This window comes from Arthrobacter sp. Y3225209 (assembly GCF_059090685.1).
The window spans coordinates 40,535-66,619 of sequence record NZ_JBNHFW010000012.1 but is presented as its reverse complement, the minus strand read 5'-3'; the positions used below and the strand labels follow the sequence as shown (position 1 = coordinate 66,619).

Sequence of the window (26,085 nt, the reverse complement as noted above, 5' to 3'; positions counted from 1 at the left end):
GGGGATAGTCTGAGGCCGTGCCAGCGGATGATTTCAGCCTTCGACGTATTGCCGTTCCGGCCTACGGGCCTACCCTGCTCTACGGACTGGCAACCGGAGCCATCCTGCCCGTAGTGGCACTCAGCGCCCGGGGCCTCGGCGCCACCGTAGCCCTGGCCGCCCTGGTCATTACCCTCACCGGCGTGGGATCGCTCCTGACCAACGTCCCGGCCACGGTGGTCACCACGCGGTTCGGGGAAAAGTGGGCCCTGGCGGCCGCAGCGGCGTGGTGCGCCCTCGCCATGATCCTGGCGGCATCGGTTCCCGTCCTCTGGGTCTTCGCACTCGCCGTTTTTATGACCGGTATGGCCGGATCGGTCTTCGGGCTTGCCCGCCAGAGCTACCTGACGGAGGCCGTACCGCTGCATTTCCGTGCACGGGCGCTGTCCACCCTGGGCGGGGTGAACCGGATCGGGGTCTTCATCGGTCCCTTCGCAGGTGCCGGAGCCATCCACTTCCTCGGTACCGCGGGCGCCTACTGGGTGGGGGCAGCCGCCGCCGTCGGTGCCGGGCTCCTCAGCCTCACCGTGCCGGACCTGTCCGTTCGTGGGTCCGCCAAGCGAAACGGCACCCGGCCCGGCCCCGGCACCGCCGCGGCGGCCGCGTCAGCGCCCACTCCCACCGTCCGGGCGATCCTGCGCAGCCATGCCCGGGTGTTCCGAACCATCGGCATTGGCATACTGCTGATCGCCGCGGTGCGGGCCACCCGCCAGGCAGTCATTCCGCTCTGGGGCCAGCACATTGGCCTGGACCCCACCCAGACGGCGCTGATCTACGGGCTGTCCGGCGCCATCGACATGCTGATCTTCTACCCCGCAGGCAAAGCCATGGACACCTGGGGGAGGCGTTCGGTGGCCGTGCCATGCATGCTCGTTATGGGTGTGGGGCTGGGACTGCTGCCACTGGCCACCGACGCCACCGGCCTGCTGCTGGCAGCCCTGTTGATCGGCTTCGGCAACGGTATCGGCTCGGGGATTGTCATGACCCTCGGAGCGGACTTTTCACCCTCGCCGGGGCGTCCGCAGTTCCTGGGCATCTGGCGGCTGCTGGCCGATCTGGGCAACATGGGCGGGCCGGGAATCCTCGCCGGTGTGACAGCACTGGTCTCCCTCTCCGCCGGCATTGCGGCCACCGCACTGCTGGGACTGGCCGGCGCCGTCGTCCTCTGGTGCTGGGTTCCCAAGGGAAAACCCGGCAGGTCCGCTAGCGCCGCGCCGGATCGCCGGCCTGCTGGCTGAAGAGCCAGCAGGCAAGGGCGCTGATCAGCAGGCCTACGCCCGCTATCAGGGCCAGGCCCGCCCAGAAGTACAGGGGTGCGGCGGTGGCAATGGGCGCGGCATCCCAGCGGGCGTAGAAATACAGGCCAAGGCTGGCCAGGGCGGCGAGGGTCCCGGGAATGGCGCAAAGCAGCGTAACCGCCCGTGCCGTGCCCTGTCCCCGACCGGACGCGGGCCACAGGTTCCACTCCGGGTTGGTCCGCATCATGACCAGGCCCCCGATCAGGGTCCAGGCCGAGACCACCAGGAGCGAGGCGACGACGTCGGCCGGCCGGTGCCAGCTGTTGAGGAACGTGGCGGCGCCCGCGAGGATCGCGTAACAACCGCCCCAGAACGCTGCCAGCGGCCGCCAGCGCGGGGCGGCCAGCAGGAAGACCGCCGCTGCTGCCGATGCAGCCAGCGTGGTGTGCCCGGAAGGCAGGGAATTAAAGTCCAGCGTCAGGACGCCGCGGTCCGGGCGGTCCAGAACCAGCCGCTTGAGCAGCTGGCTGCTGATGTTTGCCGCCGCGAATGTGCCCAGCGCAATGACCGCCGGGGAAAGGCGCTGCCGCAGGATGGACACGAACACCACCACTATTCCGGCGATGAACACCGAGATCAGGGGCAGATTGTCCAGGAAGCTGATCACCGGCAGATGATTGCCGGCAGCGATCAGTTCGGCTTCCTGAAACGCCGACTCGTCGGCCAGCTGCCCGGTGGTGGTCCGGACAAAAAACCAATACGTCACGGCTACGCCTGCAGCGCAGCACAGAGCGGCAAAGAGGAAGAGCGCCGGATTATGCGCAGCCGGGCGTTGTGCCCGGGAGCGCTGTGCCAGCAAATTGCGAGTATCCATTGGTTCCAGATTGCCACATCATCTTGGTGGTTGCCTGAGCGGCCCGGCCAGGGCGGGTGCAGGGCGGCAAAGCGTAGGCTGGCAGGGTGTCGACTTGGATAAATCCGGAGCCCTCCGTCCTGCGTGAAAGCGCCCGTGTGGTTTCCATTCCCATGCGGGTGAAATTCCGCGGCATCCTGAACCGAGAGGCCCTGCTGCTGCACGGACCGGCCGGATGGGGCGAGTTCTCCCCGTTCCCGGAATACGCGGACGCCGAAGCTGTTCCCTGGCTGGCATCCGCCCTCGAAGCCGCGCAGCAGGGGTACCCGGAGCCGTGCAGAACCTCCATTCCGGTCAACGGGACCGTCCCGGCGGTGGATGTGGGCCAGGTCGAAGCAGTGCTGGCCCGGTTCGGGTCAGTGTCCGCCGTCAAGGTGAAGGTGGCCGAAGCCGGACAGTCCCCGGCGGAGGATCTCGCCCGGGTGGCGGAAGTGCGCAGGTTACTGCCCGGGGCCGGGATCCGCGTGGATGCCAACGCAGGCTGGGACATTCCCACCGCCGTCGATACGCTGAGCCGGCTGGCCGAGGCCGGCCTGGAGTACGCGGAACAGCCGGTGGCCGGCATAAACGGGCTGCGCGCGGTGCGCACAGAGCTGCGCCGCCGCGGTGTACCGGTCCTGATCGCAGCGGATGAAAGTGTACGCAAGGAAACGGATCCGCTGAAGGTTGCGCGGGAAGACGCCGCGGACCTGATTGTCATCAAGGCCGCCCCGCTGGGCGGAGTGCGCCGGGCAGTGGAAATAGTGAAGCAGGCCGGGCTGCCGGCAGTGGTGAGCTCGGCCATTGACACCTCCGTGGGCATCCGCACCGGCGTCGCTCTGGCCGCCGCGCTGCCGGAACTGCCCTACGCGTGCGGGCTGGGCACCCTGTCCCTGATGGCCGGTGATGTGACCAATGAACCGCTGCTGCCCGACGGCGGGGCCCTGGCCGTGCGGGATGTTCCGGTTTCCGGAGACCTGCTGGAACGTTTCGCCGCGTCACCGGAACGCACCCGGTGGTGGTTGGACCGCCTGGACCGGGTCCGTGCGCTGCTGGTGTCGGGACAGGCCGGCCCGGCAGACGGGCCGGCCTGACCGCCGTCACTTCCGGTTACCCGGTGCCCCGGTGCCCCAGTGCCCCAGTGCCCCGGTTACCCGGGTGCCCCGGTGCCCCAGTGCCCCGGTGCCCCGGTTACCCCGGTGGCCCCGGTTCCCGGGTGCCCCGGTTCCCGGGCTTAGTTACCGGTTAGTTACCCCGCCGCCCCGGACGTCCCGGCCTCCAGGTTCCGGCGGAGTATGTGGCCTGCCGCGAGCAGCAGGTCGCAGGCCCGGGCGTAATCCGTTGACGGAACCAGCAGGATGTCTCCGTCAAAGGTGGAAACCACAAATACCGGGCAGCCTGCGGCGGACAGCGGCGCCACCAGCGACGTGACCACACCGGTCAGGCCGAAAGGCATGGGACCCGCTGCGTAGAGGGCCGTCCAGGGGCCGTCGGTCTCGGCGTCGGCCGGGGCCAGCGCGGCAGGGCAGACCAGCGAAAGTTCCTGCGGGGTGCGGGTGACCGATATGAATCCGGCCCCTGTGCCCGGCGCCGTAAATGCCGCAGGAACCTCTGCTGTCACGGGAAGCCGTGCGATCACGTAGTCACCGGCAAGGGCGTGCAGCTCCACGGTGGGTGCGGGGGTTGAAAGGGTCATGGCATGTCCTGGTTTGTCCGTGCGGAAGGCCCGTGCAGCAGGGCCGCGCTCATCGCACCCCGCCATCATGCCAGAAGCTTCCGTCAACGGATGAAGCGGCGGGACAGCCGCCGGATGAAGCGTCATGACGGCCGTCGGCCGGATCCCGCCGGGGCGGGGAACACAGTCGAAACAAAACAACACGCACCGGAAACATGTGTCTGCGAATCTCTGTCCAACGGCGTCCGGAACGCCGGATTGATCGAGATGGAAGGCGCTATCCGTGATTTTGGGTCCAGAAGATGTCGCAGTAATAAACGGCTATGTCCTGCCGATGAACAACCAGGCCCCCATACCGGACGGCGTCGTCACCTTCAGCGGCGGGGTCATTGACCGGATCGGCACTGCGGGATCCGTTGATGTCAGCGGCGCCGGCCGGATCATAGATGCCCGCGGCGGAGCGATCATGCCAGGCTTCATCAATTCGCACACGCACAATGCCTCCAACATGCTCCTGCGCGGCCTGGACGAAGACGCCGAGCTGTGGTCCTGGCTGGAGTCCATGTGGAAGCTGAAGCAGAACTTCGACCCGGAAACGCTTTACTGGGCGAGTCTCTGCGGCCTCATTGAAATGGTCCGCTCCGGAATCACCTGCTTCAACGAGCACTTTGACGCCTACGCCGTGGAACCGGAGGTCGAGGCGCTGAAAGTTATTCCGCTCCGCGCCACCCTCGGCTACGGGTTTGCGGACCGCGGTATCTACGAACCCATCTCGGAATGGTCCTGGACGGCTTTGGAGAACTTCGGCGAGAAGGTCGCTCGGCACCACATGAGCGCCAACGGCCGGATCCAGGTGGCCCTGTCTCCGCATGCCCCCTATTCGGTGGGAGCGGAAATGTGGAAACTCACCCGGAAAGTGGCGGACGACCACGGGGTCTCCATCCACACCCACCTGGCCGAGGGCATGAATGAAGTGCGGTATATGCAGGACACCTATGGCACCACCAGCGTGCAGTGGCTGGAGTCCATGGGCTTCCTCGGCCCCGACGTCACGGCCGCGCACTGCACCCGGCTGAACGACGTCGACCGGCGGATCATGGCCGAACGCGGCGTGAAGATTGCCCACTGTCCGGTCAGCAACGCGAAACTGGTCTCCGGCACCCTGGACCTGGGGGCGGTCACGGATGCGGGAATCACTGTGGGCCTGGCAACGGACGGTCCGGCCAGCCACAACACCATGGATCTGTTCCAGGAAATGAAGTTCGCCGGCCTCATCCACAAGGACCGCACGCAGGACCCGCTGTTCCTGCCGACCCGGCAGCTGCTCAACCTTGCCACCACCGGATCGGCGGCGGCCATGCACCGGCCCGAGCTTGGCCGGCTGGCGCCCGGGCATCCTGCGGACATTGTGGTGGTGGACTTCGATACCGCCCACACCATGCCCGTTTACGATCCGGAATCCACACTCGCGTATGCCAGCCGTGCAGACGATGTCCGCTTCACCATCGTGGCGGGGGAGGTCCTGCTTGATGACAAACAGATTCCCGGCGTGGACGAAACCGAGGTCCGCCGCCGCTTCCGCGAAAGCGCCCTCGCACTCCGGGCACGGAGCGGGGCCTGAACCATGAAGAAGACCAATCCAGTGAAAGGAACGGACATGTCCGCAGCGCTAACCGGAGTCGATGAAAAGCTCCCGCCGGCCAAGCTGGTACTGTCAGGGGCCCAGCACCTGCTCGCCATGTATGCGAGTATCGCGGCGGCGCCGCTGGTGCTTGCCGTGGCCCTGCAGCTTCCGCAGGAACAGGTCATTTACCTGCTGGCCGTCACCGCCCTGACCAGCGGGGTGGCGACCATCCTGCAGTCCGTGGGCATCTGGAACATCGGAGCCCGGCTGCCGATTGTCCAGGGCACCACGTTCACCGCGGTGGCACCCATGATCCTGATCGGCGGGGAGTGGGGGCTGCCGGCGATCTTCGGCTCGGTGATTGCAGCCGGTCTGTTCACTTTTATTGCCGCCCCGTTCTTCAGCAGGGTGCTCTTCCTCTTTCCACCGGTGGTCACCGGGACCACCATTGCCGCGATCGGCATTTCGCTGATCCCGATCGCTGCCAACTGGATGGTGGGAGGGGACCAGTCAGTCACTGCCATCTCAGGTCCGAACCTGTTGCTGGCGGTCTCCACCCTGGTCATCATCCTTGCCGTGTCACGCATCTTCTCCGGTTTCCTGGGGCGGATTGCCGTGCTGGTGGGTCTGGTCCTCGGAACCTTGATTGCCATCCCATTCGGGCTGGTGGACTTCTCCGGCGTCGGCACCGCATCTGTTTTCGAGTTCCCCGCCCCCTTCGCCTTCGGCCTGCCGACCTTCCACTTCTCCGCCGTCCTCGCGATGATCATCGTTATGCTGATCACCATGGTGGAAACCACCAGTGATGCGCTGGCCATCGGAGACATTACGGGGGAGAAGGTGGACGAAAAACGCGTTGCCGCCACCCTGCGGGCGGACGGCCTGTCCACGATGCTGGGCGGAGTGTTCAACTCCTTCCCGTTTACCGCCTACGCCCAGAACGTTGGCCTCATCCGGCTCTCCGGAGTGAAGAGCCGGTGGGCCATCACCGCCGCCGGGGTGTTGCTGGTTCTGATGGGGCTTTTCCCGCAGATTTCCGCGGTTGTGGCAGCCATTCCCATGCCGGTGCTGGGCGGTGCCGCGATGGTGCTCTTCGGCGGCGTGGCCGCAGTGGGTATCGGCATCCTGGGCCGGGTGAACCTGAACGATTCCCGCAACATCCTGATTGTCAGCGTCAGCATCGGCCTGGCCATGGTCCCGGTGAGCAAACCGGGGATATTCAGCGGCTTCCCGGCGTCACTGCAGATAGTTGTGGAGAACAGCATTGTCCTGGCCTGCCTGTCCGCCATTGTGCTCAACCTGATCTTCAACGTTGCGGGCAGGAACAAGGCCGGGCGGGGCGGGGACGCTCCGGACACCGGAACGGCGCCGGCAGAGGGGCCTGTTTTGAGCACCGGGACTATGCCTGCGCCGACGTCCGTTCAGCCGGTGGGAGAGCTGCTCCAGCCGGCGGGTACGTCGGTACAGCCGGTGGGGCAACCGGCTGGACCCGCTCAGCCGTCGGGCAGGCCTGCCCAACCCGTGGCGCAACCGGCGGGTGGACCCGCTCAGCCGTTGGGCAGGCCTGCCCAACCCGTGGCGCAACCGGCGCGGTCCGTAGGGGAGCCTGCCTGACCCGCAGCGGCAGGATGGGGCCGGCGGACCGGATGGTGCGTCCGCCGGCCCCTAGGATGGAAGGGTGACTGGATCCCTGAGTTCCCTGCAGGCCGCCCGCTCCGCCGTCGCCGCACTTGCGGAGGCCGGAGTACGCGACGTCGTGATTGCCCCCGGCTCCCGCAGCGCCCCGCTGGCCTACGCACTGGCGGAGGCAGAACTGCAGGATCGGATCCGCGTGCACGTGCGCATTGATGAACGGGTCGCCGGATTCACCGCTCTGGGCCTGGCCCGCGGCGGACGCCGGCCGTCCGCCGTAGTGACGACGTCGGGCACGGCCGTGGGAGAACTGCTCCCGGCAGTGATGGAAGCCCACCATGCCGGAGTTCCGCTGGTGGTCCTCTCCGCGGACCGGCCCGCCGAGCTGCATGGCACCGGGGCGAACCAGACCACCGTGCAGCCGGGCATATTTTCCGGCTTCCCCGCCGCCGCCGTGGACGTCGAAGCGGGCACGGATCCGGCAGGGGTCATTTCCGCGGCCCTGGCCCAGCTGGGCAGCGGTGTTCCCATCGGCCCGGTGCACGTGAACCTGCAGTTCCGCGATCCGCTCACGCCCGATTCCGGCGATCCGCTCTTCCTCGATGCCCCGGATGCCCGGGCCGCCCTTCCCGCCGAAGCTTCGCCGGCGGACCGGGTCCCCGCTGAAGCCGCCCCCGCCCGCGGTACCCACCGTACGGTCGTTGTGGCCGGTGACGGGGCGGGGGAACTGGCAGCTCTCTTCGCGCTACGGACCGGGCTGCCGTTGCTGGCCGAGCCGTCCTCAAACGCCCGGTTCGGCCCGAACGCTGTCAACGCGTACCGGCTGCTGCTGCCGGAACTGGGCCCGGACATTGAACGCGTGGTGGTCTTCGGGCGGCCCACGCTCTCCCGTCCGGTAGCGGCGCTGCTGGCACGCAGCGACGTCGAGAAGGCACTGTACCTTCCCCGGCCGGTGAACTGGTTTACCCCCGGGCGTCGGAGCGAAACCATCATCACTGACATCCCCGGACTCCTGGCCTTTGCCGGTACAGGCGCCCCGGGCTGGCTGGACCGCTGGCAGACCGCCTCCGAGGCGGCGCAGAGCGCGCTCACCAACCTGCTGGAGACACAGACGGAGCTGACCGGACTGCAGGTGGCAGACCTTCTCTGGGATGCCTCCGACACCAATCTGGTGCTTGGCTCCTCCAACGTCATCCGCGATATGGACCTGGTGGCTTCCCCCGACTGGCATCCGTTGGACGTGTACGCCAACCGCGGACTCGCCGGCATTGACGGGACCATTTCCACAGCTGCCGGCATCGCCCTCGCCAACGGGATTCCGACCCGGCTGCTGTTGGGGGACCTGACGTTCCTGCACGACGTCGGCGCGCTGCTCCTGGGCCCGGGGGAAACCGAACCGGATCTGCAGATAGTGGTGCTGAACGATTCCGGCGGCGGCATTTTCTCGGTACTGGAACACGGCGCCCTGGGCGAAGACCCGAAATACACCGCACTGGTGGAACGGTTCTTCGGTACCCCGCACAACGCGGACCTCGCCGCGTTGTGCCGGGGTTACGGGGTGCGGCACCAGCTCATCCGCTCGGCTGCCGAACTGGAAAGTGCCCTGGCAGCTCCGGTGCAGGGCCGTTCCGTACTGGAAGTACCCGTGGCACGGGATGCCCTTCGCGGCCTACACGCCCGGGTGCAGGCCGCGGTGGCCGCTTCACTTCGGGGTTAACAAAGCAACAAAAAAGCGGGGTCCGCACCTGCTGGTGCGGACCGCGCTTTTTAGCTCTGCTGCTCTAAAGGACCTTGGAGAGGAACGCACGGGTGCGTTCATGCTGGGGGTTGCCCAGGACATCCTCGGGGCGTCCCTGCTCCACCACAACGCCGCCGTCCATAAAGACAACGCGGTCTCCCACCTCGCGGGCAAAGCCCATTTCGTGGGTGACCACCATCATGGTCATTCCCTCTTCGGCGAGCTGGCGCATTACTTCGAGCACATCGCCCACCAACTCGGGGTCCAGGGCACTGGTGGGCTCGTCAAAGAGCATCATGTCCGGATCCATGGACAGGGCACGGGCAATGGCCACGCGCTGCTGCTGGCCGCCGGAAAGCTGGGCGGGGAATGCCTCGGCGCGGTCCGCCAGGCCCACCTTGGCCAGGTTCCGGCGGGCGGTTTCCTCCGCTTCGGCCTTGCCGCGGCGCTTGGCCCGGCGCTGGGCCAGGGTCAGGTTCCGCAGCACGTTCAGGTGCGGGAACAGGTTGAACTGCTGGAACACCATGCCGATCCGGGTGCGGACCTTGTCCAGATCCGTCTCCGGGTCAGTAATGTCCACGCCTTCAACCATGATGGTTCCGCTGGTGGGATCCTCCAGTCGGTTGACGCACCGCAGCAGGGTGGATTTGCCCGAGCCGGACGGCCCGATCACGCAGACCACTTCGCCCTGGTCAACGTGGAAGTCGATGCCCTTGAGGACTTCGTTGCTGCCGAAGGACTTGTGAAGGTTGCGGACCTCGATGGCAGGGGCGGCGTTCTTCTCGACGCTCATGACTGCTACCTGCCTCTCTGGTTGTGTCGTTCAAGCTTGGCCACCAGCTGGGTCAGCGGCAGCGTAATGATCAGGTACATCAGCGCGGCAAGGACCAGCGGGGTGGCGTTGGCCGTCTGGGAGACGGAGTCGCGGGCAAACGTGGTCAGTTCGCGGTCCTGCAGTGCCATGCCGGCGATGAAGAGCAGCGAGGTGTCCTTGATCAGGATCACCAGCTCGTTGGTCAGCGGGGGAGTGATGATCCGGAAGGCCTGGGGGAGGGTTACCGAGATCATGGTCCACATCGGGCTCATGCCCAGCGAACGGGCCGCTTCGGCCTGGCCGGCGGGAACCGCCTGGATGCCTGCACGGATGGTCTCGGCAATGTACGCGCCGGACACGATGATCAGGGCCAGCAGGCCGGCACCGGCGCTGCCGCCCGGCGGACGCCAGTTGAAGGCAATGGGGACGGCGAAGGCGAAACCGAAAATCACCAACAGGGCCGGAAGCCCGCGGAACAGTTCAATGTATGCCGTGGCAGCCCAGCGGTACGGTGCCACCGGGGAGAGCTTCATCAGGGCCAGCACCAAACCGAGCAACAGGCCGCCGGCAAAGGCGATCACCGTGTAGATGATGGTGTTTTTGACGGCCACCGTGATGATGGTCGGGAACGCCTCGCGGGCCACCTCGGGGTCGAAGAAGTTCTCGCCGATGGCTTCCCAATCGGCAAGCAGTGCAACGGCTGCCAGGGCAAGGACAAAGATGGCATACAGGACACCTTGGAAGAGGCGTCTGCGGGTGGAGGGTTTCAAAATGGGGCCTTCCGGGGGAAGAAAAGGGGTCGTCCCGGGCACCCGGCCCGGGACGACTCGATTGTCTAGGCGTTATTCGGTGAAGTACTTGTCGTAGATCTCCTGGTACTTGCCGTTGTCCCGCATCTCAGTGAGCTGCTCGTTGACGGCGGAGACGAGTGCGGTGTTGTCCTTGTCCATGGCGAAGCCGTAGGACTCGTCGGTCTCGTATTCCTCGGCGATCGTGAAATCGCCGTCTTCGGTGTGTCCAATGTTAACCGGCAGGTCCTGAAGCACGGCGTCAACGTTGCCGGACTGGATGGCCGGGAACAGTTCGGCATCGCTCGGGTAGGCGAAGATCTCCGCGCCGGTGGCATTGTCCCGGGCATAGGTCTCGCCGGTGGTATTGCCCTGGACGCCGAGCTTCTTGCCGTCCAGGTCCTCAATGCTCTTGATATCCGAATCAGCGGGGACCAGCAGCGACTGCAGGGAGTCGTAGTACGGCTCGGCGAAGCCCATGGCTTCCTGGCGTTCCTCCGTGATGGTGATGGCACTGGCCGAAAGGTCGCACTGGTTTGCCGCCAGCACCGTGCCGCTGGCAATGCCCTCGAAGCCGGCATCCTGGACCGCAAGTTCCAGGCCTAGCCCCGAGGCAATCTCCTTGACGATGTCCATGTCGAAGCCGGTGTATTCACCGTTCTCTTCGTACTCGAACGGCACGTACGGGATGTCGGAGCAGACCGTCAGGGTCCCTTCGGAGACCAGATTGAATTCTGAGCCTGCATCGTCAGAGGCGGCGGAATCGTCGCCGCCGCAAGCGGTCAGCGAAAGTGCGCCGATGGCCAGGAAGGCAAAGGCGGCGGTACGGGCTTTGTGCGGCATTGTTTTACAACCTTACGTCGGACGGTGTGAGCCGGGTCGTTGTGACCCGGCTCACCCTTTACTGGTATTGGGATGCAGTCTAGAGCGTACGCACCGCATATTTCGGTAACATGTCCGCTGCCCGCCGCAAAGGTGCCTGCCCTCGGTGCGGGTGCTACTCCGTGAAGTACTTGTCGTAGAGCTCCTGGTACTTACCGTTCTCCCGCAGGCTGGCAAGCTGTTCGTTCACCTTGGCGGCCAGTTCGGTGCTGCTGTCCTTCTTCATGGCGAAGGCGTATACCTCGCCGGTTTCGAAGGTGGCGGTGACGGCGTACTTGCCGTCCTCGGTGTGGTCCTGGTTGACCGGCAGGTCCTGCAGCACGGCGTCGATGCCGCCGGCCTGCAGGGACTGGAAGAGTTCCGCGTCGGTCTGGAAGGACATGATCTCTGCACCCTCAGGGGCGTTGTCCCGGGCGTAGCTCTCACCGGTGGTGCCCTGCTGGACACCAATCTTCTTGCCGTCCAGGTCGGCCAGGGAGGCGATGGAGGAACCGGCGGGGGCCAGGATGGACTGCAGGGAATCGTAGTACGGGTCGGAGAAGGCGAGCTTTTCGGCACGTTCATCCGTCACGGTCATGGCCGCGGCAATCATGTCGCACTGGCGTGCTGCCAGTACGGTGCCGCTCTGCAGGCCGTCAAAGCCGACGTTCTGCATTTCGTGGTCAAGTCCCATCCCTGTGGCGATTTCGCGGGTGAGTTCAACGTCGAAGCCGGTGAATTCGCCGTCCACTTCGTATTCAAACGGTTCAAAGGGGATGTTGGAGCAGACGGTGAGGGTGCCGTCATTGACCAGTGCCAGACCGGATTCATCGGCATCGGTTCCCCCGCCGCAGGCGGTCAGGGACAGCGCGCCGGCGGCCAGGGCGGCGACAACGGCGGTGCGGGCTTTATGGAGCATGGCGATTCAGAACCTTAGGTCGGTAGGAAAGGGTTCGGCCGCAGGCGGAAACCAATCCGTCTCCAGGCGGCAGCTAATAGAAACGGGCCCCAACCCGCTTCCGAGTTTCTATTCTACCTAATGTAAATTTATGCAAAGGACCAAACGGCTATGCAGTGACATCCGGCGGCGCCGGTGACCGGCTGGTCAGGACGCGGCGGGCGCAGAGGCAAACTCCGACGGGCGGCGCGGAACCGCGCGGGGCCGGTCCAATCCCAGGGCCTCCAGCATGGGCCGGAATTTGCTCCAGGTTTCCTCTAGTTCCGCGGCAGGATTGGATCCGGCGACGATCCCGCAGCCTGCATAAAGCCGCACTTCAGTAGGGGTTTCAACCACTGCGCCGCGCAGGGCAATGCCCCATTCCCCGTTTCCGGCGCCATCCATCCAGCCCACCGGACCGGCATAAGGGCCGCGGTCCATGTGTTCAAGCTCACTGATAAGTTCGCCTGCCACGCTGGTCGGGAAGCCGCAGACAGCGGCAGTGGGATGAAGCGCCTCGATGAGGGTCAGCGGCGTGGGGACCGCTCCGGTTTCATCCGCCGCAAGCTCAGCTCTGACATCGGAGGCCAGATGCCAGACGTTGGGCAGTTCCAGGACAAAGGGCTCCGAATGCGAGGTCATGGAGGAGGTGAACGGTTCCAGGGCACGGGTCAGCGAATCGATGGCGATCTGGTGCTCATGCTGCTGTTTCGCGGACCCGGCGAGCACCCGCTTGGCGTAGTCGGGCTCGTCGTCCGGTGCCGTGGCGCGGTCCAGGGTGCCGGCCAGGACGCGCGCTTCGGCCGTGCCGCTTTCCACCCGGATCAGCATCTCGGGTGTGGAACCAATCAGGCCGTCAACGGAGTAGGTCCAGCAGTCGCGGTACCGGACGGCCAGCTCGCGCAGCACCTGGGAAGCGACCAGCGGACTGCCGAGTTCCACGGCGATGTCCCGGGCCAGCACAATCTTGCTCAGGTCCCCGGCGGCAATGTGGGCCACCGAGCGTGCCACCGCATTCTTCCATTCCGATTCACTGAGCATCCCGGGCAGGATCCGGTCCGCGGGGTCGCTCTGGCGGTACAGCGGCAGATCATCCAGATAGCGGGCGAGGGTGTCCACGGCTGTTTCGGCCGTGACCTCTGCCTCGGGATCGGAGGTTGTATAGGTCACCCATGCCTCGCCGTCGCGCAGGCCCACCACAATCTCCGGAATCACCAGGCGGGATTCAAAGGGCGACCGCTTGGAGAAGGCAAAGGAACCGAAGGCAACCAGTCCGGTGCCGGGCTGGGTGAGGGGATTCTCGACGTCGGCTCCGGCCAGGGCGGCACGCCACCACTGCTGTGCGAGGGCGAAACGCTCCGGACCGCTGGAGGTGAAGCGGGCTGCTTCGCCGAAGCCCACCAATCCCTCCTGCCGCCGGATCCAGCACAGTTGTTCATCAAGAACCAGATACTCCAAGAGGCCGATGGTGGCGGATCGCTCACCGACCGGCACTGTTACAGAACGCAGGGTGGTCATAGTGATTCCACACTACTCCGCCCCCGGCACGGGCCCGCCACCACACGCCTCAACCTGAGAGCAACACGACAGGACGGGGGCCGGTTCGGCCGCAACTGCATTGTTTGAGACAATGACTGGGTGAACCGCGCATCGTTGGAAAAACGCCCGGATGAAGTTGCTGCCATGTTTGATGACGTGGCACCTAAATACGACGTCGTTAATGACGTGCTGTCCCTGGGGCAGACACGCCGTTGGCGCCGCATCGTGGTGGACGCCGTAGGGGCCGTTCCCGGACAGCGGGTCCTGGACCTGGCCGCCGGTACGGGTACCTCCAGTGAGCCCTATGCCGACGCGGGCATCGACGTCGTGGCGTGCGACTTCTCCCTCGGAATGCTTAAGGTGGGCAAACGCCGCCGGCCGGACATCGATTTTGTTGCCGGTGACGCCACGAACCTGCCGTTCGCCGACAACTCCTTCGATGCCTCCACCATTTCCTTTGGCCTGCGCAACGTCAACGAGCCGAAGAAGGCGCTGGCCGAGATGCTCCGGGTGACCAAGCCCGGCGGACGGCTGGTCATTGCCGAGTTCTCCTCGCCGGTGATTCCGGTGTGGCGAACCATGTACACCGAGTACCTGATGCGCGCCCTTCCCCCCATCGCCCGCAAGGTGGCGTCCAACCCTGACGCATATGTCTACCTGGCCGAATCCATCCGTGCCTGGCCGAACCAGGACAGCCTCGCAGCCTGGATTGCCGAGACCGGATGGTCCGATGTGGCCTACCGGAACCTGACCGGCGGCATTGTTGCCGTTCACCGCGCCGTAAAGCCCGGGAGGTAACCGGCAGCGTGAAGGTCCTCATTGTCGGAGCCGGTCCCGCGGGTTCCACTGCCGCCTACTACCTCGCCTCGGCGGGCGTGGATGTCACCGTCCTGGAGAAAACCGCTTTCCCCCGCGAAAAGGTCTGCGGCGACGGGCTCACACCCCGGGCCGTGCGTGAGGTCCAGCTGCTGGGCCTGCCGCACGATGAATCCGAGGGCTGGCGCCGGAACAAGGGGCTGCGCCTGATTGCCGGCGGCCGGACACTGGAACTGCCCTGGCCCGTGCTTTCGGACTTCCCCGACTACGGCTTGATCCGCACCCGGCTGGGCTTCGATGAAGCGCTGGCCCGCCATGCCCAGGCCGCCGGAGCAAAGATCCTCGAGCGCCACACCGTGGTCTCCGCACTCCGGGCTGCCGACGGCCGGGTGGAAGGCGTCGTCGCCAACATCCTGGACGAAAACGGGCGCCGGACCGGTGACCAGCGGACGTTCCTGGCCGACGTCGTGCTCGCTGCGGACGGCAACTCCACCCGCACCGCTCTGAGCCTCGGCATTGAAAAGCGCGACGACCGCCCCATGGGCGTGGCCGTCCGCACGTATTTCGAAAGCCCCCGCACCAACGATGAGTGGATGGAAGGCTGGCTCGAGCTTCCCGACGCGTCCGGAAACCCGCTGCCCGGTTACGGCTGGGTCTTCGGCGTGGGGGACGGCACCTCCAACGTGGGCCTGGGCATCCTGAACTCCTCCAAGGAATTCGGCAAGCTGGACTACCGGAAGGTGCTGCGCGACTGGACCGCGGGCATGCCCGCCGAATGGGGCTTCACTCCCGAAAACCAGGTAGGCGAAATCCGCGGTGCAGCGCTGCCGATGGGCTTCAACCGCACCCCGCACTATTCACCCGGCCTGCTGCTGCTTGGTGATGCCGGAGGCATGGTCAGCCCCTTCAATGGCGAGGGAATCTCCTACGCCATGGAATCGGCACGGTTCGCCGCCGAACACATCATTGAAGGTGCCGGCGCCGCGCTCAGGCCGGGGCTGCTCTCCGCGCAGGCAGCGTTCGACGTCGAGCTGCAGGCCTACGCGGAGCAGGTGCGCGGGGAGTGGGGCAGCCACTTCACCCTGGGCCGCATTTTCGCCGCCATGATCGGACGCCCGGCCGTAATGAAGCTGGCACTGCGCACCGGAATGCCCATTCCCGTGCTGATGCGGTTTGTTGTGCGCATGCTGGCCAACCTGACGGACCGGAACTCCAAGGGTATTGAGGATAGAGTGATTGCCTTACTGGAAATGCTGGTCCCGGCGGCAAGCAACCAGGGGACACCGGTAAGCTCCCGGAAATCCCCGCCGCACGCATGACGACGATGCCGTTTGCCCACCCGTTCCGACAAATAGTTAGTCTTGAACAGTGACTGAATCCACCAACACCAGCCCGGACGCCGGGTCAAGCACTTTCGTACTGCCTCCGGGGTTCGCCCTGCTGGCAGAGGACCCCAGGCTTGGCCCGTCCATGGTCTCGTCCCTGGAGCAGGTTGAGGTGCAGCTGCGCGAGGCCGTTGCCAACTCCGATCCCTTTGCCGACACCACGTCGCGGCATCTGGTGGAGGCCGGCGGTAAACGTATCCGCCCGCTCCTGACGCTGCTGGCCTCCCATCTTGGTCCGGAGGAAGCCGGGGAGAAGGTCATTCAGTCCGCCGTTGTCGTGGAACTGACGCACCTGGCCACGCTGTACCACGACGATGTGATGGATGAGGCGCCCTACCGCCGCGGTGCACCGACGGCGCATGAGATCTGGGGCAACTCAGTGGCCGTGCTGACCGGAGACCTGATCTTCGCCCGGGCTTCGAGCCTGGTCTCGGCTCTTGGCGGTCCGGCACTGGCCATCCAGGCACGCACCTTCGAGCGGCTGTGCCTGGGCCAGCTGCATGAAACCGTGGGTCCGGCCGAGGGCCAGGACCCGTTGGAGCACTACCTCTCCGTCATCGCAGACAAAACCGGTTCGCTGATTGCCGCCTCGGGCCAGTTTGGTGCCCTGTTCTCCGGAGCCGGTCAGGACGTCATCGACATCATGGTCGAATACGGCGAGAAGGTAGGTATTGCCTTCCAGCTCGCGGACGACGTTATTGACGTGACCGGGCTGCAGGAAAAGTCCGGCAAGACGCCCGGTACCGACCTGCGCGAAGGGGTACCGACGTTGCCGGTCCTGCTGCTGCGCCGCTCGGCTGCGGGCGGGGACGCGGACGCCGCCGCCGTGCTGGAACTGGTGGAACGGGACCTGTCCTCGGATGAGGCGCTGGCCGAAGCCGTTGCTGCGCTGCGGGCCAGTCCGGTCACGGACGAAGCCTGGGCCGTTGCCCGGGGCTGGTCTGAGGAAGCCGTGCAGGCTCTCGCCCCGCTGCCTGACTCCGTGGTGAAGGAAGCCCTGGCATCCTTCGCACGGGCCGTAGTTAACCGCGAGGTGTAGCTTCCCGGCGTCTGCCGCTTAGTCCCTCCAGCAGTTTCTGGCAACCGTTATCCCCGGTTAGGGGGTATTTTTCCGCCGCAATGGCTGGTTTTCCGCGTTCCGTGCGATTCTCGGCACCTATGGGAGGCGTGGCTGAAATCCGGAGGGGGAACAAAATGTCCCAGATTATGTCGACGCACCGGAAAGCATCGAACGGACATACGGGCGGCGCGGCCGTGCCAACCGGTACGGAACATACCCTGTGGTGGGTGCTCACGGTGCAGCCGGTTCGTCCGGAGATCTGCGATGCCGTGGTGCGGCAGATCGTCACGCCGCTGATCGGCCAGGCCCGGGTGTGGGGGGCGGAACGCTGCTTCTACCGGTGCCTCGACAATGTCTCCCCGCACGTCCAGGTGCATTTCCTGGTCCGTAACGGCGTTGCCGGCCGGCTGAAGCCCTTCGCCCAGGCGCTTGCCGCGCAGTGCGCACCGGAGCTGGGCGAGGTGCGGATCTCGGAGCAGAATGCCGGTGCGTATCCGCCCCGCCGGGCCGAACCGGCGTCGCCTGCCGTCGAAGAGGCGCTGGCACTGTTCGGCGGCCCGGAAGGCATCGCCCTGACCTGTGATGTGGAGGAGCTTTCCTCCGACCTTGGTGCGTGGGCGCTCGGCCGCTTTACCACTGTAGATTCCCGTTCACCGTTCGCCGCGCTGCTGCTTTTCGACACCGCGCACGCCATGATGCACGGACCGCGGTCCTCCCTGTGGCCGGACCGCCGGGCTCCGAGCTGGGGCTACTACTGGACCACCCACCTGAACAGCTGCACCGTGTCCTTTGGTCCCCTGGCGGAACGTGCACGGATTGCTCTGAAGGCCCGGACGGTTCCCCGGATTGTCCCGGCACACCGGCAGATGGCCGCGATCGCCTCGGAGCCGTCCGTGGACGCCTGGCGCCAGCGGTGGGCCCGTGCCATCGATACCTATTTGTACCGGGCGGACAGGGCACGGATCAGCCGCAGTGCGCAGTTCCTGGCCGTGTACCAGAGCCGGCAGCTGCTCAACCGCTTTGGTATTTCCCCCACGGAGGAAGCAGTACTCGGCCTCCACGCACATGCCTGGAGCAAGGAGCTGGAGCCCGGGCTGCCCCGCGGTTAGAGGACGGCGCGCAGTTCAGCGGCCTTGCGGGCACGCACCGCCGGCGGCACGATGGGCCGTTTTGGCGTGAAGTAGAGCCCGTCATCGGTCCAGCGCGGCAGGATGTGCTGGTGGTAGTGCCAGACATGCTGGCTGCCCGCCGGCTCGTTGTGCTGGCGGGTGGTTACGCCATCGGGGGACCACGCCTTCTTGATCGCCACTGCCATATCCCGCGTCACCACCATGATCCGGGCGGCGACGTCGTCGGGCAGTTCGTAGAGCAGTTCATAGTGGGCCCGCGGCGTGACCAGCACGTGGCCCGGCTCCGGATCGAAGCCGTGGGATGCAATGAAGGCGAGCACCAGGTCATCCGAATAGATCAGGTCTCCGGGCTCGCAGAGGTTCCCGGCGAAGCGAAACTCTCCGGACGCGAGATCGCAGAACGGGCATTCATAGCCCTGCGGAGCGTGGCTCTTCCAGACGGTTTCACTCGCTTCCCTCATCGAATGCTCAGTCCTCGTCCTCATCCTCTTCGAAAATCCACTCGAACATGTCCAGCACGTACTCGCTGAGCGTGCCTTCCTCGCTTTGCCAGTCGCCGCGGGCATTGTTGCGGCGCCACACAATCGGATCCGGCACATCCAGCTGGTCCTCGCGGATACCCCAGACAAACTTCTCATCCTCGTCCTCGAGGAAAAGCAGGTAGCCGTCTTCAATTTCGAGCTCATCCGGATCCCAGAAGAAGTGGAAGGCCTCCATCAGGTCTTCGCAACCGCCCAGCGCCAGGTAGAACTCACGCAGGACCAGCGGGATACGGAAATCGTGCTCAGCCAGCATCGCATCGAGCTCCGGCTCGGGGATGCCGTCTTCCTCGCGCCAGTTGTCCTCAAGGTACTTGGGGACCAAGGCGCGGAATCGATCCAGGAAAATTTCACTCATGTGGTCTCCAAGCGTGCGGTGAGTGGGTGTATTCCAATCCTAGCCGTGCCGGGGGACAAGCTGAGCCGAAACTGCACTGCCACGGAGGTGATGCCTAGGGCAGGCGGGTCGCCATCCCCGGGTAGTCGATGACGGTGCCGTCGGAGTCGACTTTCAGCTCGGCGGTAAATCCGTGGCTTTCCGAGCTGTAGAGCACGACGGCGTGTCCGGCCTCGGGGGAATATGCCCGGACCTGGGAGTAGACCTGGCGGCTCGGCACCACCCGCAGGCTGGGCATTTCCACCCACGCCATGGTCAGCTGCGTCTCGTCCGGGGGAGCGGACTCATTGAGCAGGTCCAGCCGCAGGATGGGCATGGTGTTTGTGGCGGGGCACAGTGCAACGTCGCAGTCCTGCGCCTCATCGAGGCTGCGTGGATCGCTGATGCCCGGTGCCGGCAGATCGACGGTGCCGTTCTGTGTTGTCTCCGCTGACCAGCGTCCCTCAATGCTGCGTTCGAGGCGCAGGGTGCGGGACCAGCCGTCTCCGGTGACGGATACGGAAAGCTGGCTGGTGACCCAGCCCGGAATGGTGGACAGCGTCCAGGATGCTGTGTACTCCGCGCTGACGGACGTCCCCGCGGCGGCGAGCTCCCGGTCGCGGAAAGACAGGACAGCAGTGTCCGTTCGGTCCGGATCATCCTGTCCCTGCCAGCGGATGGTCCTGGCCAGTGCGGTGCTCGTCATTCCTTTAGGCTAACGGCAAGTCTCAACTGCCGAGGCGGCGAACGTTCAGCGCAAGGTACAGATGGACCCGGTCCGCAGTAACCGCCGGGTCATGCCCCGTGAGTTCGGCAACCTGTGACAGCCGGTACCGGACCGTGTTGCGGTGCAGCCCCAGATCCGCCGCCACGGCAGCCACTGAGCCGTTATGCAGCAGGTACGCCTCCAAAGTGGGAATCAGCTGTGCACCGTGTGTGCTGTCAAACGCTTCCAACGGGTCCAGGGCTTCGGCAGCCAGGTCCGCCAGCGGAACATCACGGCTGGACATCAGCAGGGACGTCAGGCTCAGGCGTTCGGGTTCGTTGACGGCGGCCCCGCGCTGCAGCGCCTCACGGGCCTCGTAGTAACTCCAGCGCAGTCCGGCGGGTCCCGTATAGGCCCCGCCTATCCCCACTGTGGCCGTCAGTCCCGCGGCGAAAAGATAGGTGCTCAGCGCCTCTGCCAGGGACACTGTTTCCCCGGCCGGCACCACCACGGCCAGCTGCTGGTCATGAATGGCGGATGGGGTGGCCTCGAAACCGGTAGGCAGCGGCAGGGCGGGAAGCTCGCGCAACTGCCCCGATGCAACGGCTACCAGCAGCACGGCGTGCCGCCGGTCGGTATCAATGCCGGCCGGACGCAGCCGTGCCGCTGCGTCAGGTCCGGACAGCCGGCCGTCCACTACATCGTTCAGAAGCCGGCCGGTGACTTCCCGTTCGCTGGCGCGGTGGACCGCCCGGTTATTCAGCTCCACGCCGACCAGGCTCCGGGCATACTCCACGATGTCCGGCTGCACAAAGGGCTCGGCTATGGCCAGGGTGCAGCGGTCCCGCCGTCCGGTGGCCACGGGGAAACGCCGCCAGCTGGCGTCCGGCTCAGCGGTGGCAAAAACGCACGCTCCGTATTGGAAGAGTGCCACATCAGCGGAGACCAGCAGCGCGAGTTCCTCGAGCAGGCGGGACAGTCCCTTGCCGCTGAGCAATGCACCGGCCAGGACCTGGTGCCCGGAAAGCAGCCGGTGCAGCTGGGACACATGGTCCGAGGAAAGGGAATCCGCGACAAGCTTCCCCAGTGCCATAAACGGGGTGTTGTAGGGGACTTCGAAAACGGGGATGCCCAGCCGGTCCGCTTCCCGGAGCAGGCCGGCGGGTACCGCACTGTGGCCCAGTCCGGTGCCGAATCCAATGCCCAGCGCGCCTGCTTTCGCCACGTTCTGCACGAAACTGCGCTGGACGTTCCCGCTGGTGTGCCGCACTCCCGTAGTCAGCACCACCTCACCGCCACTCAGGAAGGGAGAAGGATCCTCCAGCTCCGTCACTGCTACCCATTGGATGGGCTCCCGGGGAAGCGGGGCCGAGCCGTGGCGGACCAGGTGCAATCCACCGGCAGTCAGCAGATCCGGAAGTGTGATGGACATAACCCAACTATAAGAGTGAAGTTTGGGCAACTGCACCGAATGGCCGCCATGCCCCTGTGCGGATGTCTCTGGATGTGACCTGAGCCGCACAGTAGGTTGGGCATACTCCGGGGCACGCCCGGACCGCGTGTGAAAGGACCTCCGGCATGGCACAGACTCTGCAGAACTTCATCAATGGCGAGTTCGTCCCCTCCCGGGGCACGGACGTGGTGGACATCGTCAACCCGACCAACGGAGAAGTTGTGGCCGTGTCCCCGGTGTCCGTCCAGGCCGACGTCGATGCCGCCATGAGCGCCGCCGCTGATGCGTTCACGGCCTGGAAGCGGACAACGCCCAGCGAGCGCCAGCTGATGCTGCTCCGTCTGGCCGACGCCTTGGAAGCCAACTCGGAGGAGCTGGTGGAGGCCCAGCATCGCAATACGGGCCAGGTCCGTTCGGTGATCGCTGCCGAGGAGGTTGCCGTTGGTGCCGATCAGCTGCGGTTCTTCGCCGGTGCCGCCCGGCTGCTGGAGGGCAAGTCCGCCGGCGAATACCTTGAAGGGCACACCTCCTTTGTCCGTCGCGAGCCAATCGGCGTCGTCGCCCAGGTTGCACCGTGGAACTATCCGCTGCTGATGGCCGTCTGGAAGATCGGTCCGGCGCTCGCCGCGGGCAACACCGTGGTGCTCAAACCTTCGGATACAACGCCCGAATCCACGCTGGTGCTTGCCCGTCTGGCCGGGGACATCTTCCCCGCCGGCGTGCTTAACGTGGTGCTGGGGACCGGGGAGACCGGTGCGCTGATGGTGGAGCACCCCGTACCCGGGCTGGTCTCCATCACCGGGTCGGTGCGGGCCGGCATCGCCGTTGCCTCCGGTGCCGCCAAGGGGCTGAAGCGTGCCCATCTGGAACTGGGCGGCAAGGCTCCGGCCGTGGTCTTTGCCGATGCTGACCTGGACCGCACCGCACAGGCAGTGGCCGAGTTCGCGTTCTTCAACGCCGGCCAGGACTGCACCGCCATCACCCGGGTGCTGGTGGAAGACGCTGCCCATGATGCTCTGGTGGAAAAGCTCGTTGCTGCTGCGCGGGAGCTGAAGACCGGAAGCGACAACGACGAAGACAACTATTTCGGCCCGTTGAACAACATCAACCACTTCAATGCCGTCAATGCGGTTATTGAAGCACTCCCGGCGCACTGCACGGTGGAAACCGGCGGCAAGCGGGCCGGTTCCAAGGGCTTCTTCTTCGAACCAACCGTCATCACCGGTGCCCGTCAGGAGGATGACATTGTGCAGAAGGAAACCTTCGGGCCGGTCATCACCGTGCAGAGGTTCGGCAGTGAGGAAGAAGCCGTGGAGATGGCCAACGGGGTGGAATACGCTCTGGCCTCCAGCGTCTGGACCACTAACCACGGCAGGGCCATGCGTCTGTCCCGCGACCTGGACTTTGGAGCGGTCTGGATCAACACGCACATCCTCCTGACCGCCGAGATGCCGCATGGAGGTTTCAAGAATTCCGGCTACGGCAAGGATCTCTCGATGTACGGCGTGGAGGACTACACCCGGATCAAGCACGTGATGACCGCCCTGGATGCCTGAGTCCCACACCCTTTTGATGTTCACAGCACTTTCCTGAGAGGCCGCGCCATGACCACGCCCATCATCACCCCGACTTACCGCATCGAGCAGAAGCGCCGGATCAGCGGTTCCTTTCCGGGTCCGAAATCCGCCGCGCTCGAGGCGCGCCGTGCGGCCGTCGTGGCCCGGGGAGTCGCTTCCACCGTTCCCGTCTATGCTGCCGACGCTGACGGCGGGATTGTTGTCGACGTTGACGGCAATGCCTTTATCGATCTGGGGTCCGGCATTGCCGTGACCAGCGTGGGCGCCTCGGACCCCGCCGTCGTCTCCGCCGTGCAGGAGCAGGCGGCGCACTTCACCCACACCTGCTTTATGGTGACTCCGTACGAAGGTTACGTGGCTGTCGCGGAGCGTCTGGCGGCGCTGACGCCGGGGGACTTCGATAAGCGGACCGTGCTGTTCAACTCCGGCGCGGAAGCGGTGGAGAACGCGGTGAAGATTGCCCGTTCGGCCACAGGCCGCGACGCCGTGGTGGCTTTCGACCACGCCTACCACGGGCGGACCAACCTCACCATGGGGCTGACGGCCAAGGCCATGCCCTACAAAACCGGTTTTGGTCCGTTTGCGCCGGAAATCTACCGGATGCCCATGAGTTATCCGTACCGCGAGGAAAACCCGGAGATCACCGGGACAGAGGCTGCCGACCGCGCCATCCTCGCCATCGAGAAGCAGATCGGAGCCGACCGGCTGGCGGCACTGCTGATTGAACCTATTCAGGGTGAAGGCGGCTTCATTGTCCCTGCCGAAGGGTTCCTGCCGCGGCTGGCAGAGTGGGCTCGGGCCAACGGCGTGGTGTTTATTGCCGATGAAGTGCAATCCGGCTTTTGCCGCACGGGCGAATGGTTCGCCGTGCAGCATGAAGGGGTGGTGCCGGACCTGATCACCATGGCCAAGGGGATTGCCGGCGGGCTGCCTCTTTCGGCGGTCACCGGGCGTGCCGAGCTGCTCGATGCCGTGCATCCCGGAGGGCTTGGCGGTACCTACGGCGGCAACCCTGTGGCATGTGCCGCTGCCCTGGCCGCGATGGACACCATGGCGTCCCAGGATCTTGCCGGCAGGGCACGGCGGATCCAGGACCTTGTCCTTCCGCGACTTGCCGGCCTGGCGGAAGAGACCGGGATCATCGGGGATGTCCGCGGGCGCGGTGCGATGCTCGCCATGGAGCTTGTGGTGCCCGGTTCCAAGGAGCCCGACGCCGGTGCAGCGAAAGCAATAGCGGCGGCCTGTCTGCAGGCCGGCGTCATTGTGCTGACCTGCGGCACCTACGGCAATGTCATCCGGCTGCTGCCGCCTTTGACTATTGGGGAGGACCTGCTGCTGGACGCCCTGGACGTGTTGGCGGGAGCGGTGCGTACCGTCGCCTGAGAACTGCGGGGATCCGTTCGGCTGCTTCTGTTACAGGAGTTGCTGGTGTTGTTGGTGAGGCCTGACTGGTGTAGATTCGCTGGGCACCCCTTGGAACGGAAGGGGTGTTCCGCGGGTCGTCCGTTAGGGCCCCGCGTACTTAACCAGGACCCTGCGGGTCCGGACTCAGAGGACTCGTAGTGCGTGTAAGGAAATCTGTCAGTGCCCTGGCAGTTGCCCTGATCGCCGTAGTGAGCGCCCTGGTGGCGCTTCCCTCGGCATTGGCAGCGACCACGGAAACACAAGCGGCCAACCGGATATACAGCTTGATCAACAGCCACCGTGCCGATTCGGGACTGGCACCGCTGGCCTGGAATCCGCAGATCAGCGCTGTGGCGCAGGACTGGACTGCGGGATCCGCGGTCACTGCGGAGCTGGCCGGCGCGTACACCTTCGACCACAATGGCAGGCTGCCTGCTGGCTATCCTGCGGGTACGCAGGGCTGGTCAGAGAACATCGTCTGGAACAATAACGTGGACCAGGCATTTTCCTGGTGGGTTGGTTCCCCGGCGCACAACGCCAACATGCTGAATCCTTCCTTTACAGATGTTGGCATCGGCGCTGTCCGTCTGACGGCCGGCCCTAACAGCGGTTCCTACCTGATCACCGCCGACTTCGGAGCGTACCCGGCCGGTTCCGGCGGCGGGCTGCCGATAGTCAGCGATGCCGAAAAGGCAGAAGCTGAGCGGATTGCCGCCGAGAAGGCTGCTGCTGAGAAGGCTGCGAAAGCTGCAGCGGACAAGGCTGCGGCTGACAAGGCTGAGGCTGACCGAGTTGCCAAGGCTGCGGCAGAGAAGGCTGCGGCCGACAAGGCGGAGGCTGACCGAGTTGCCAAGGCTGCTGCGGACAAGGCAGCAGCGGAGAAGGCTGCGGCCGACAAGGCTGAGGCTGACCGAGTTGCCAAGGCTGAGGCTGACCGAGTTGCCAAGGCTGCTGCGGACAAGGCAGCGGCGGAGAAGGCTGCGGCAGACAAAGCTGCGGCCGGCAAAGCTGCACAGAATTCTGAGGTAGACAAGGCAGCAGCAGAGAAGGCTGCCGCCGAGAAGGCTGCGGCTGAGCGGATTGCCGCCGAGAAGGCCACGGCGGACAAGGCCGAGCGAGTTGCCGCCGAGAAGGCCGCAGCAGACAAAGCAGCGGCCAAAGCCGAGGCTGACCGCGTCGCCGCGGAGCAGGCCACCGCAGAGAAGGAACGGCAGGCTACTTCGCCTGTACCTGCGACAACGCCTGCAGCACCGTCGGAGTCTCCGGCCAATAATCAACCCGCGGCTGCCACGCAGCCCGAAGTCGAGCAAAGCGGCAAGGAGCCGGTTGTGGAAGCAGCGCCGGCCGCCGATCCCATGGACCCGGCAGTGCTTAGCGACTCTGCCCGCGGCAGCTTTGCCGCCGCGGCACATGGAAGCCTGTTGACGCTCAAGGGCCTGACCCCGAACGCTTCCTACCGTGTTGTCCTACACTCCACCCCCGTGGACCTGGGCCTGATGACCGCGGACTCCCAGGGCATGATTGCGTTGGAGATTCCTGCCGAGCTCCCCGCCGGTAACCACCGGGTGGCCCTGTCCAGCAACGGTGAGTTCGCCGGCTGGCAGGCATTCTCCGTTGAATCTCCTGTTACTGTCCTGGGTTCAGCCGCCACGGCTGCCACCGCGGATACACAGGGTCAGCCGCACGGCACGGCTGCCGCCGCGGGCGCGGGCGACGCAGAAGGCCAGCTGGCCGCCACCGGCCTGAATTCCTGGCAGCTGATGACGGCTCTGCTTGGTGCGCTGCTCGTCGTGGCAGGTACCGCCGCCGTCGTGGCCGTCCGCAGGCGGACCGTTCAGGCATAGGCCATAGGCCCGGCCTAA

23 protein-coding genes are annotated in these 26,085 nt (G+C 65.6%); 12 read left to right on the top strand and 11 right to left on the bottom strand.

Going from position 1 to position 26,085, the window contains the following annotated elements; genetic code table 11:
- The first annotated feature begins 17 nt into the window (after positions 1-17).
- A complete protein-coding gene (locus AC5RVB_RS08680; protein ID WP_494142491.1) occupies positions 18-1,277 on the top strand; it encodes an MFS transporter in 1,260 nt (419 codons plus the stop codon).
- Here AC5RVB_RS08680 and AC5RVB_RS08675 read toward each other — a convergent pair.
- Positions 1,243-2,151 (bottom strand): phosphatase PAP2 family protein, encoded by a 909-nt coding sequence (locus AC5RVB_RS08675; protein WP_227928658.1) that lies wholly within the window; start codon positions 2,149-2,151, stop codon positions 1,243-1,245. The two genes, AC5RVB_RS08680 and AC5RVB_RS08675, sit on opposite strands and share 35 nt — an antisense overlap.
- Positions 2,152-2,237: 86 nt before the next feature.
- Here AC5RVB_RS08675 and AC5RVB_RS08670 point away from each other — a divergent pair, with 86 nt between their 5' ends.
- On the top strand, positions 2,238-3,263 hold the full coding sequence (locus tag AC5RVB_RS08670) for an o-succinylbenzoate synthase (RefSeq protein ID WP_494142490.1): 1,026 nt from the start codon (positions 2,238-2,240) through the stop codon (positions 3,261-3,263).
- Between the two features lie 155 nt (positions 3,264-3,418).
- On the opposite strand, the gene AC5RVB_RS08665 is transcribed toward AC5RVB_RS08670, so the two are convergent.
- On the bottom strand, positions 3,419-3,865 hold the full coding sequence (locus AC5RVB_RS08665; protein WP_227928661.1) for an ACT domain-containing protein: 447 nt from the start codon (positions 3,863-3,865) through the stop codon (positions 3,419-3,421).
- A gap of 262 nt (positions 3,866-4,127) precedes the next feature.
- On the opposite strand from AC5RVB_RS08665, the gene AC5RVB_RS08660 reads away from it, so the two are divergent.
- The 3 genes from AC5RVB_RS08660 (at position 4,128) to menD (ending at position 8,817) form a co-directional block, all read left to right on the top strand.
- Positions 4,128-5,465, top strand: coding sequence for an amidohydrolase family protein (locus AC5RVB_RS08660; protein WP_494142489.1), 1,338 nt, complete (start codon positions 4,128-4,130; stop codon positions 5,463-5,465).
- A gap of 36 nt (positions 5,466-5,501) precedes the next feature.
- Complete coding sequence (locus AC5RVB_RS08655; RefSeq protein ID WP_494142488.1) at positions 5,502-7,082, top strand: nucleobase:cation symporter-2 family protein; 1,581 nt, start codon at positions 5,502-5,504, stop codon at positions 7,080-7,082.
- 64 nt (positions 7,083-7,146) lie between these two features.
- Positions 7,147-8,817 carry a 2-succinyl-5-enolpyruvyl-6-hydroxy-3-cyclohexene-1-carboxylic-acid synthase gene (gene menD / locus AC5RVB_RS08650; RefSeq protein WP_494142487.1) on the top strand — a complete coding sequence of 557 codons (1,671 nt, stop codon included), beginning with the start codon at positions 7,147-7,149 and terminating at the stop codon, positions 8,815-8,817.
- Between the two features lie 64 nt (positions 8,818-8,881).
- Here the strand turns inward: menD and AC5RVB_RS08645 are convergent, their stop codons facing one another.
- From AC5RVB_RS08645 to AC5RVB_RS08625, 5 genes are all read right to left on the bottom strand, one after another.
- On the bottom strand, positions 8,882-9,631 hold the full coding sequence (locus AC5RVB_RS08645; RefSeq protein WP_227902411.1) for an amino acid ABC transporter ATP-binding protein: 750 nt from the start codon (positions 9,629-9,631) through the stop codon (positions 8,882-8,884).
- A 5-nt stretch (positions 9,632-9,636) separates the two neighbouring features.
- Complete coding sequence (locus AC5RVB_RS08640; protein ID WP_227928667.1) at positions 9,637-10,422, bottom strand: amino acid ABC transporter permease; 786 nt, start codon at positions 10,420-10,422, stop codon at positions 9,637-9,639.
- Positions 10,423-10,494: 72 nt separating this feature from the next.
- The gene (locus AC5RVB_RS08635) at positions 10,495-11,283 is read right to left on the bottom strand and encodes a transporter substrate-binding domain-containing protein (RefSeq protein ID WP_494142486.1); all 789 of its coding nucleotides are present in this window, start codon (positions 11,281-11,283) and stop codon (positions 10,495-10,497) included.
- Between the two features lie 154 nt (positions 11,284-11,437).
- Positions 11,438-12,220, bottom strand: coding sequence for a transporter substrate-binding domain-containing protein (locus tag AC5RVB_RS08630; protein WP_494142485.1), 783 nt, complete (start codon positions 12,218-12,220; stop codon positions 11,438-11,440).
- A 186-nt stretch (positions 12,221-12,406) separates the two neighbouring features.
- Positions 12,407-13,756 carry an isochorismate synthase gene (locus AC5RVB_RS08625; RefSeq protein ID WP_227902407.1) on the bottom strand — a complete coding sequence of 450 codons (1,350 nt, stop codon included), beginning with the start codon at positions 13,754-13,756 and terminating at the stop codon, positions 12,407-12,409.
- Positions 13,757-13,876: 120 nt separating this feature from the next.
- Between AC5RVB_RS08625 and AC5RVB_RS08620 the strand changes: the two genes are divergently transcribed.
- The 4 genes from AC5RVB_RS08620 (at position 13,877) to AC5RVB_RS08605 (ending at position 18,147) form a co-directional block, all read left to right on the top strand.
- Positions 13,877-14,575: a demethylmenaquinone methyltransferase gene (locus AC5RVB_RS08620; RefSeq protein ID WP_227902406.1), complete on the top strand. Its 699-nt coding sequence runs from the start codon at positions 13,877-13,879 to the stop codon at positions 14,573-14,575.
- 8 nt (positions 14,576-14,583) lie between these two features.
- Positions 14,584-15,912, top strand: coding sequence for a geranylgeranyl reductase family protein (locus tag AC5RVB_RS08615; RefSeq protein WP_227928683.1), 1,329 nt, complete (start codon positions 14,584-14,586; stop codon positions 15,910-15,912).
- A gap of 49 nt (positions 15,913-15,961) precedes the next feature.
- Entirely contained in the window at positions 15,962-17,017 is a 1,056-nt protein-coding gene (locus tag AC5RVB_RS08610) for a polyprenyl synthetase family protein (protein WP_494142484.1), read from the top strand.
- Positions 17,018-17,172: 155 nt separating this feature from the next.
- Positions 17,173-18,147, top strand: coding sequence for a hypothetical protein (locus AC5RVB_RS08605; protein WP_494142483.1), 975 nt, complete (start codon positions 17,173-17,175; stop codon positions 18,145-18,147).
- On the opposite strand, the gene AC5RVB_RS08600 is transcribed toward AC5RVB_RS08605, so the two are convergent.
- The 4 genes from AC5RVB_RS08600 to AC5RVB_RS08585 form a co-directional block, all read right to left on the bottom strand.
- Entirely contained in the window at positions 18,144-18,629 is a 486-nt protein-coding gene (locus AC5RVB_RS08600) for an HIT family protein (protein ID WP_227902402.1), read from the bottom strand. The two genes, AC5RVB_RS08605 and AC5RVB_RS08600, sit on opposite strands and share 4 nt — an antisense overlap.
- Before the next feature lie 7 nt (positions 18,630-18,636).
- Complete coding sequence (locus tag AC5RVB_RS08595; RefSeq protein WP_227902401.1) at positions 18,637-19,065, bottom strand: hypothetical protein; 429 nt, start codon at positions 19,063-19,065, stop codon at positions 18,637-18,639.
- Positions 19,066-19,159: 94 nt separating this feature from the next.
- Positions 19,160-19,789, bottom strand: coding sequence for a putative glycolipid-binding domain-containing protein (locus AC5RVB_RS08590; RefSeq protein WP_227928687.1), 630 nt, complete (start codon positions 19,787-19,789; stop codon positions 19,160-19,162).
- A 22-nt stretch (positions 19,790-19,811) separates the two neighbouring features.
- Positions 19,812-21,221 (bottom strand): PucR family transcriptional regulator, encoded by a 1,410-nt coding sequence (locus AC5RVB_RS08585; RefSeq protein ID WP_494142482.1) that lies wholly within the window; start codon positions 21,219-21,221, stop codon positions 19,812-19,814.
- Positions 21,222-21,367: 146 nt separating this feature from the next.
- On the opposite strand from AC5RVB_RS08585, the gene AC5RVB_RS08580 reads away from it, so the two are divergent.
- The 3 genes from AC5RVB_RS08580 (at position 21,368) to AC5RVB_RS08570 (ending at position 26,067) form a co-directional block, all read left to right on the top strand.
- On the top strand, positions 21,368-22,798 hold the full coding sequence (locus tag AC5RVB_RS08580; protein ID WP_227928690.1) for a gamma-aminobutyraldehyde dehydrogenase: 1,431 nt from the start codon (positions 21,368-21,370) through the stop codon (positions 22,796-22,798).
- 48 nt (positions 22,799-22,846) lie between these two features.
- The gene (gene gabT, locus AC5RVB_RS08575; RefSeq protein WP_494142481.1) at positions 22,847-24,202 is read left to right on the top strand and encodes a 4-aminobutyrate--2-oxoglutarate transaminase; all 1,356 of its coding nucleotides are present in this window, start codon (positions 22,847-22,849) and stop codon (positions 24,200-24,202) included.
- Between the two features lie 179 nt (positions 24,203-24,381).
- Positions 24,382-26,067 (top strand): CAP domain-containing protein, encoded by a 1,686-nt coding sequence (locus tag AC5RVB_RS08570; protein WP_494142480.1) that lies wholly within the window; start codon positions 24,382-24,384, stop codon positions 26,065-26,067.
- The last annotated feature ends 18 nt before the right edge of the window (positions 26,068-26,085 follow it).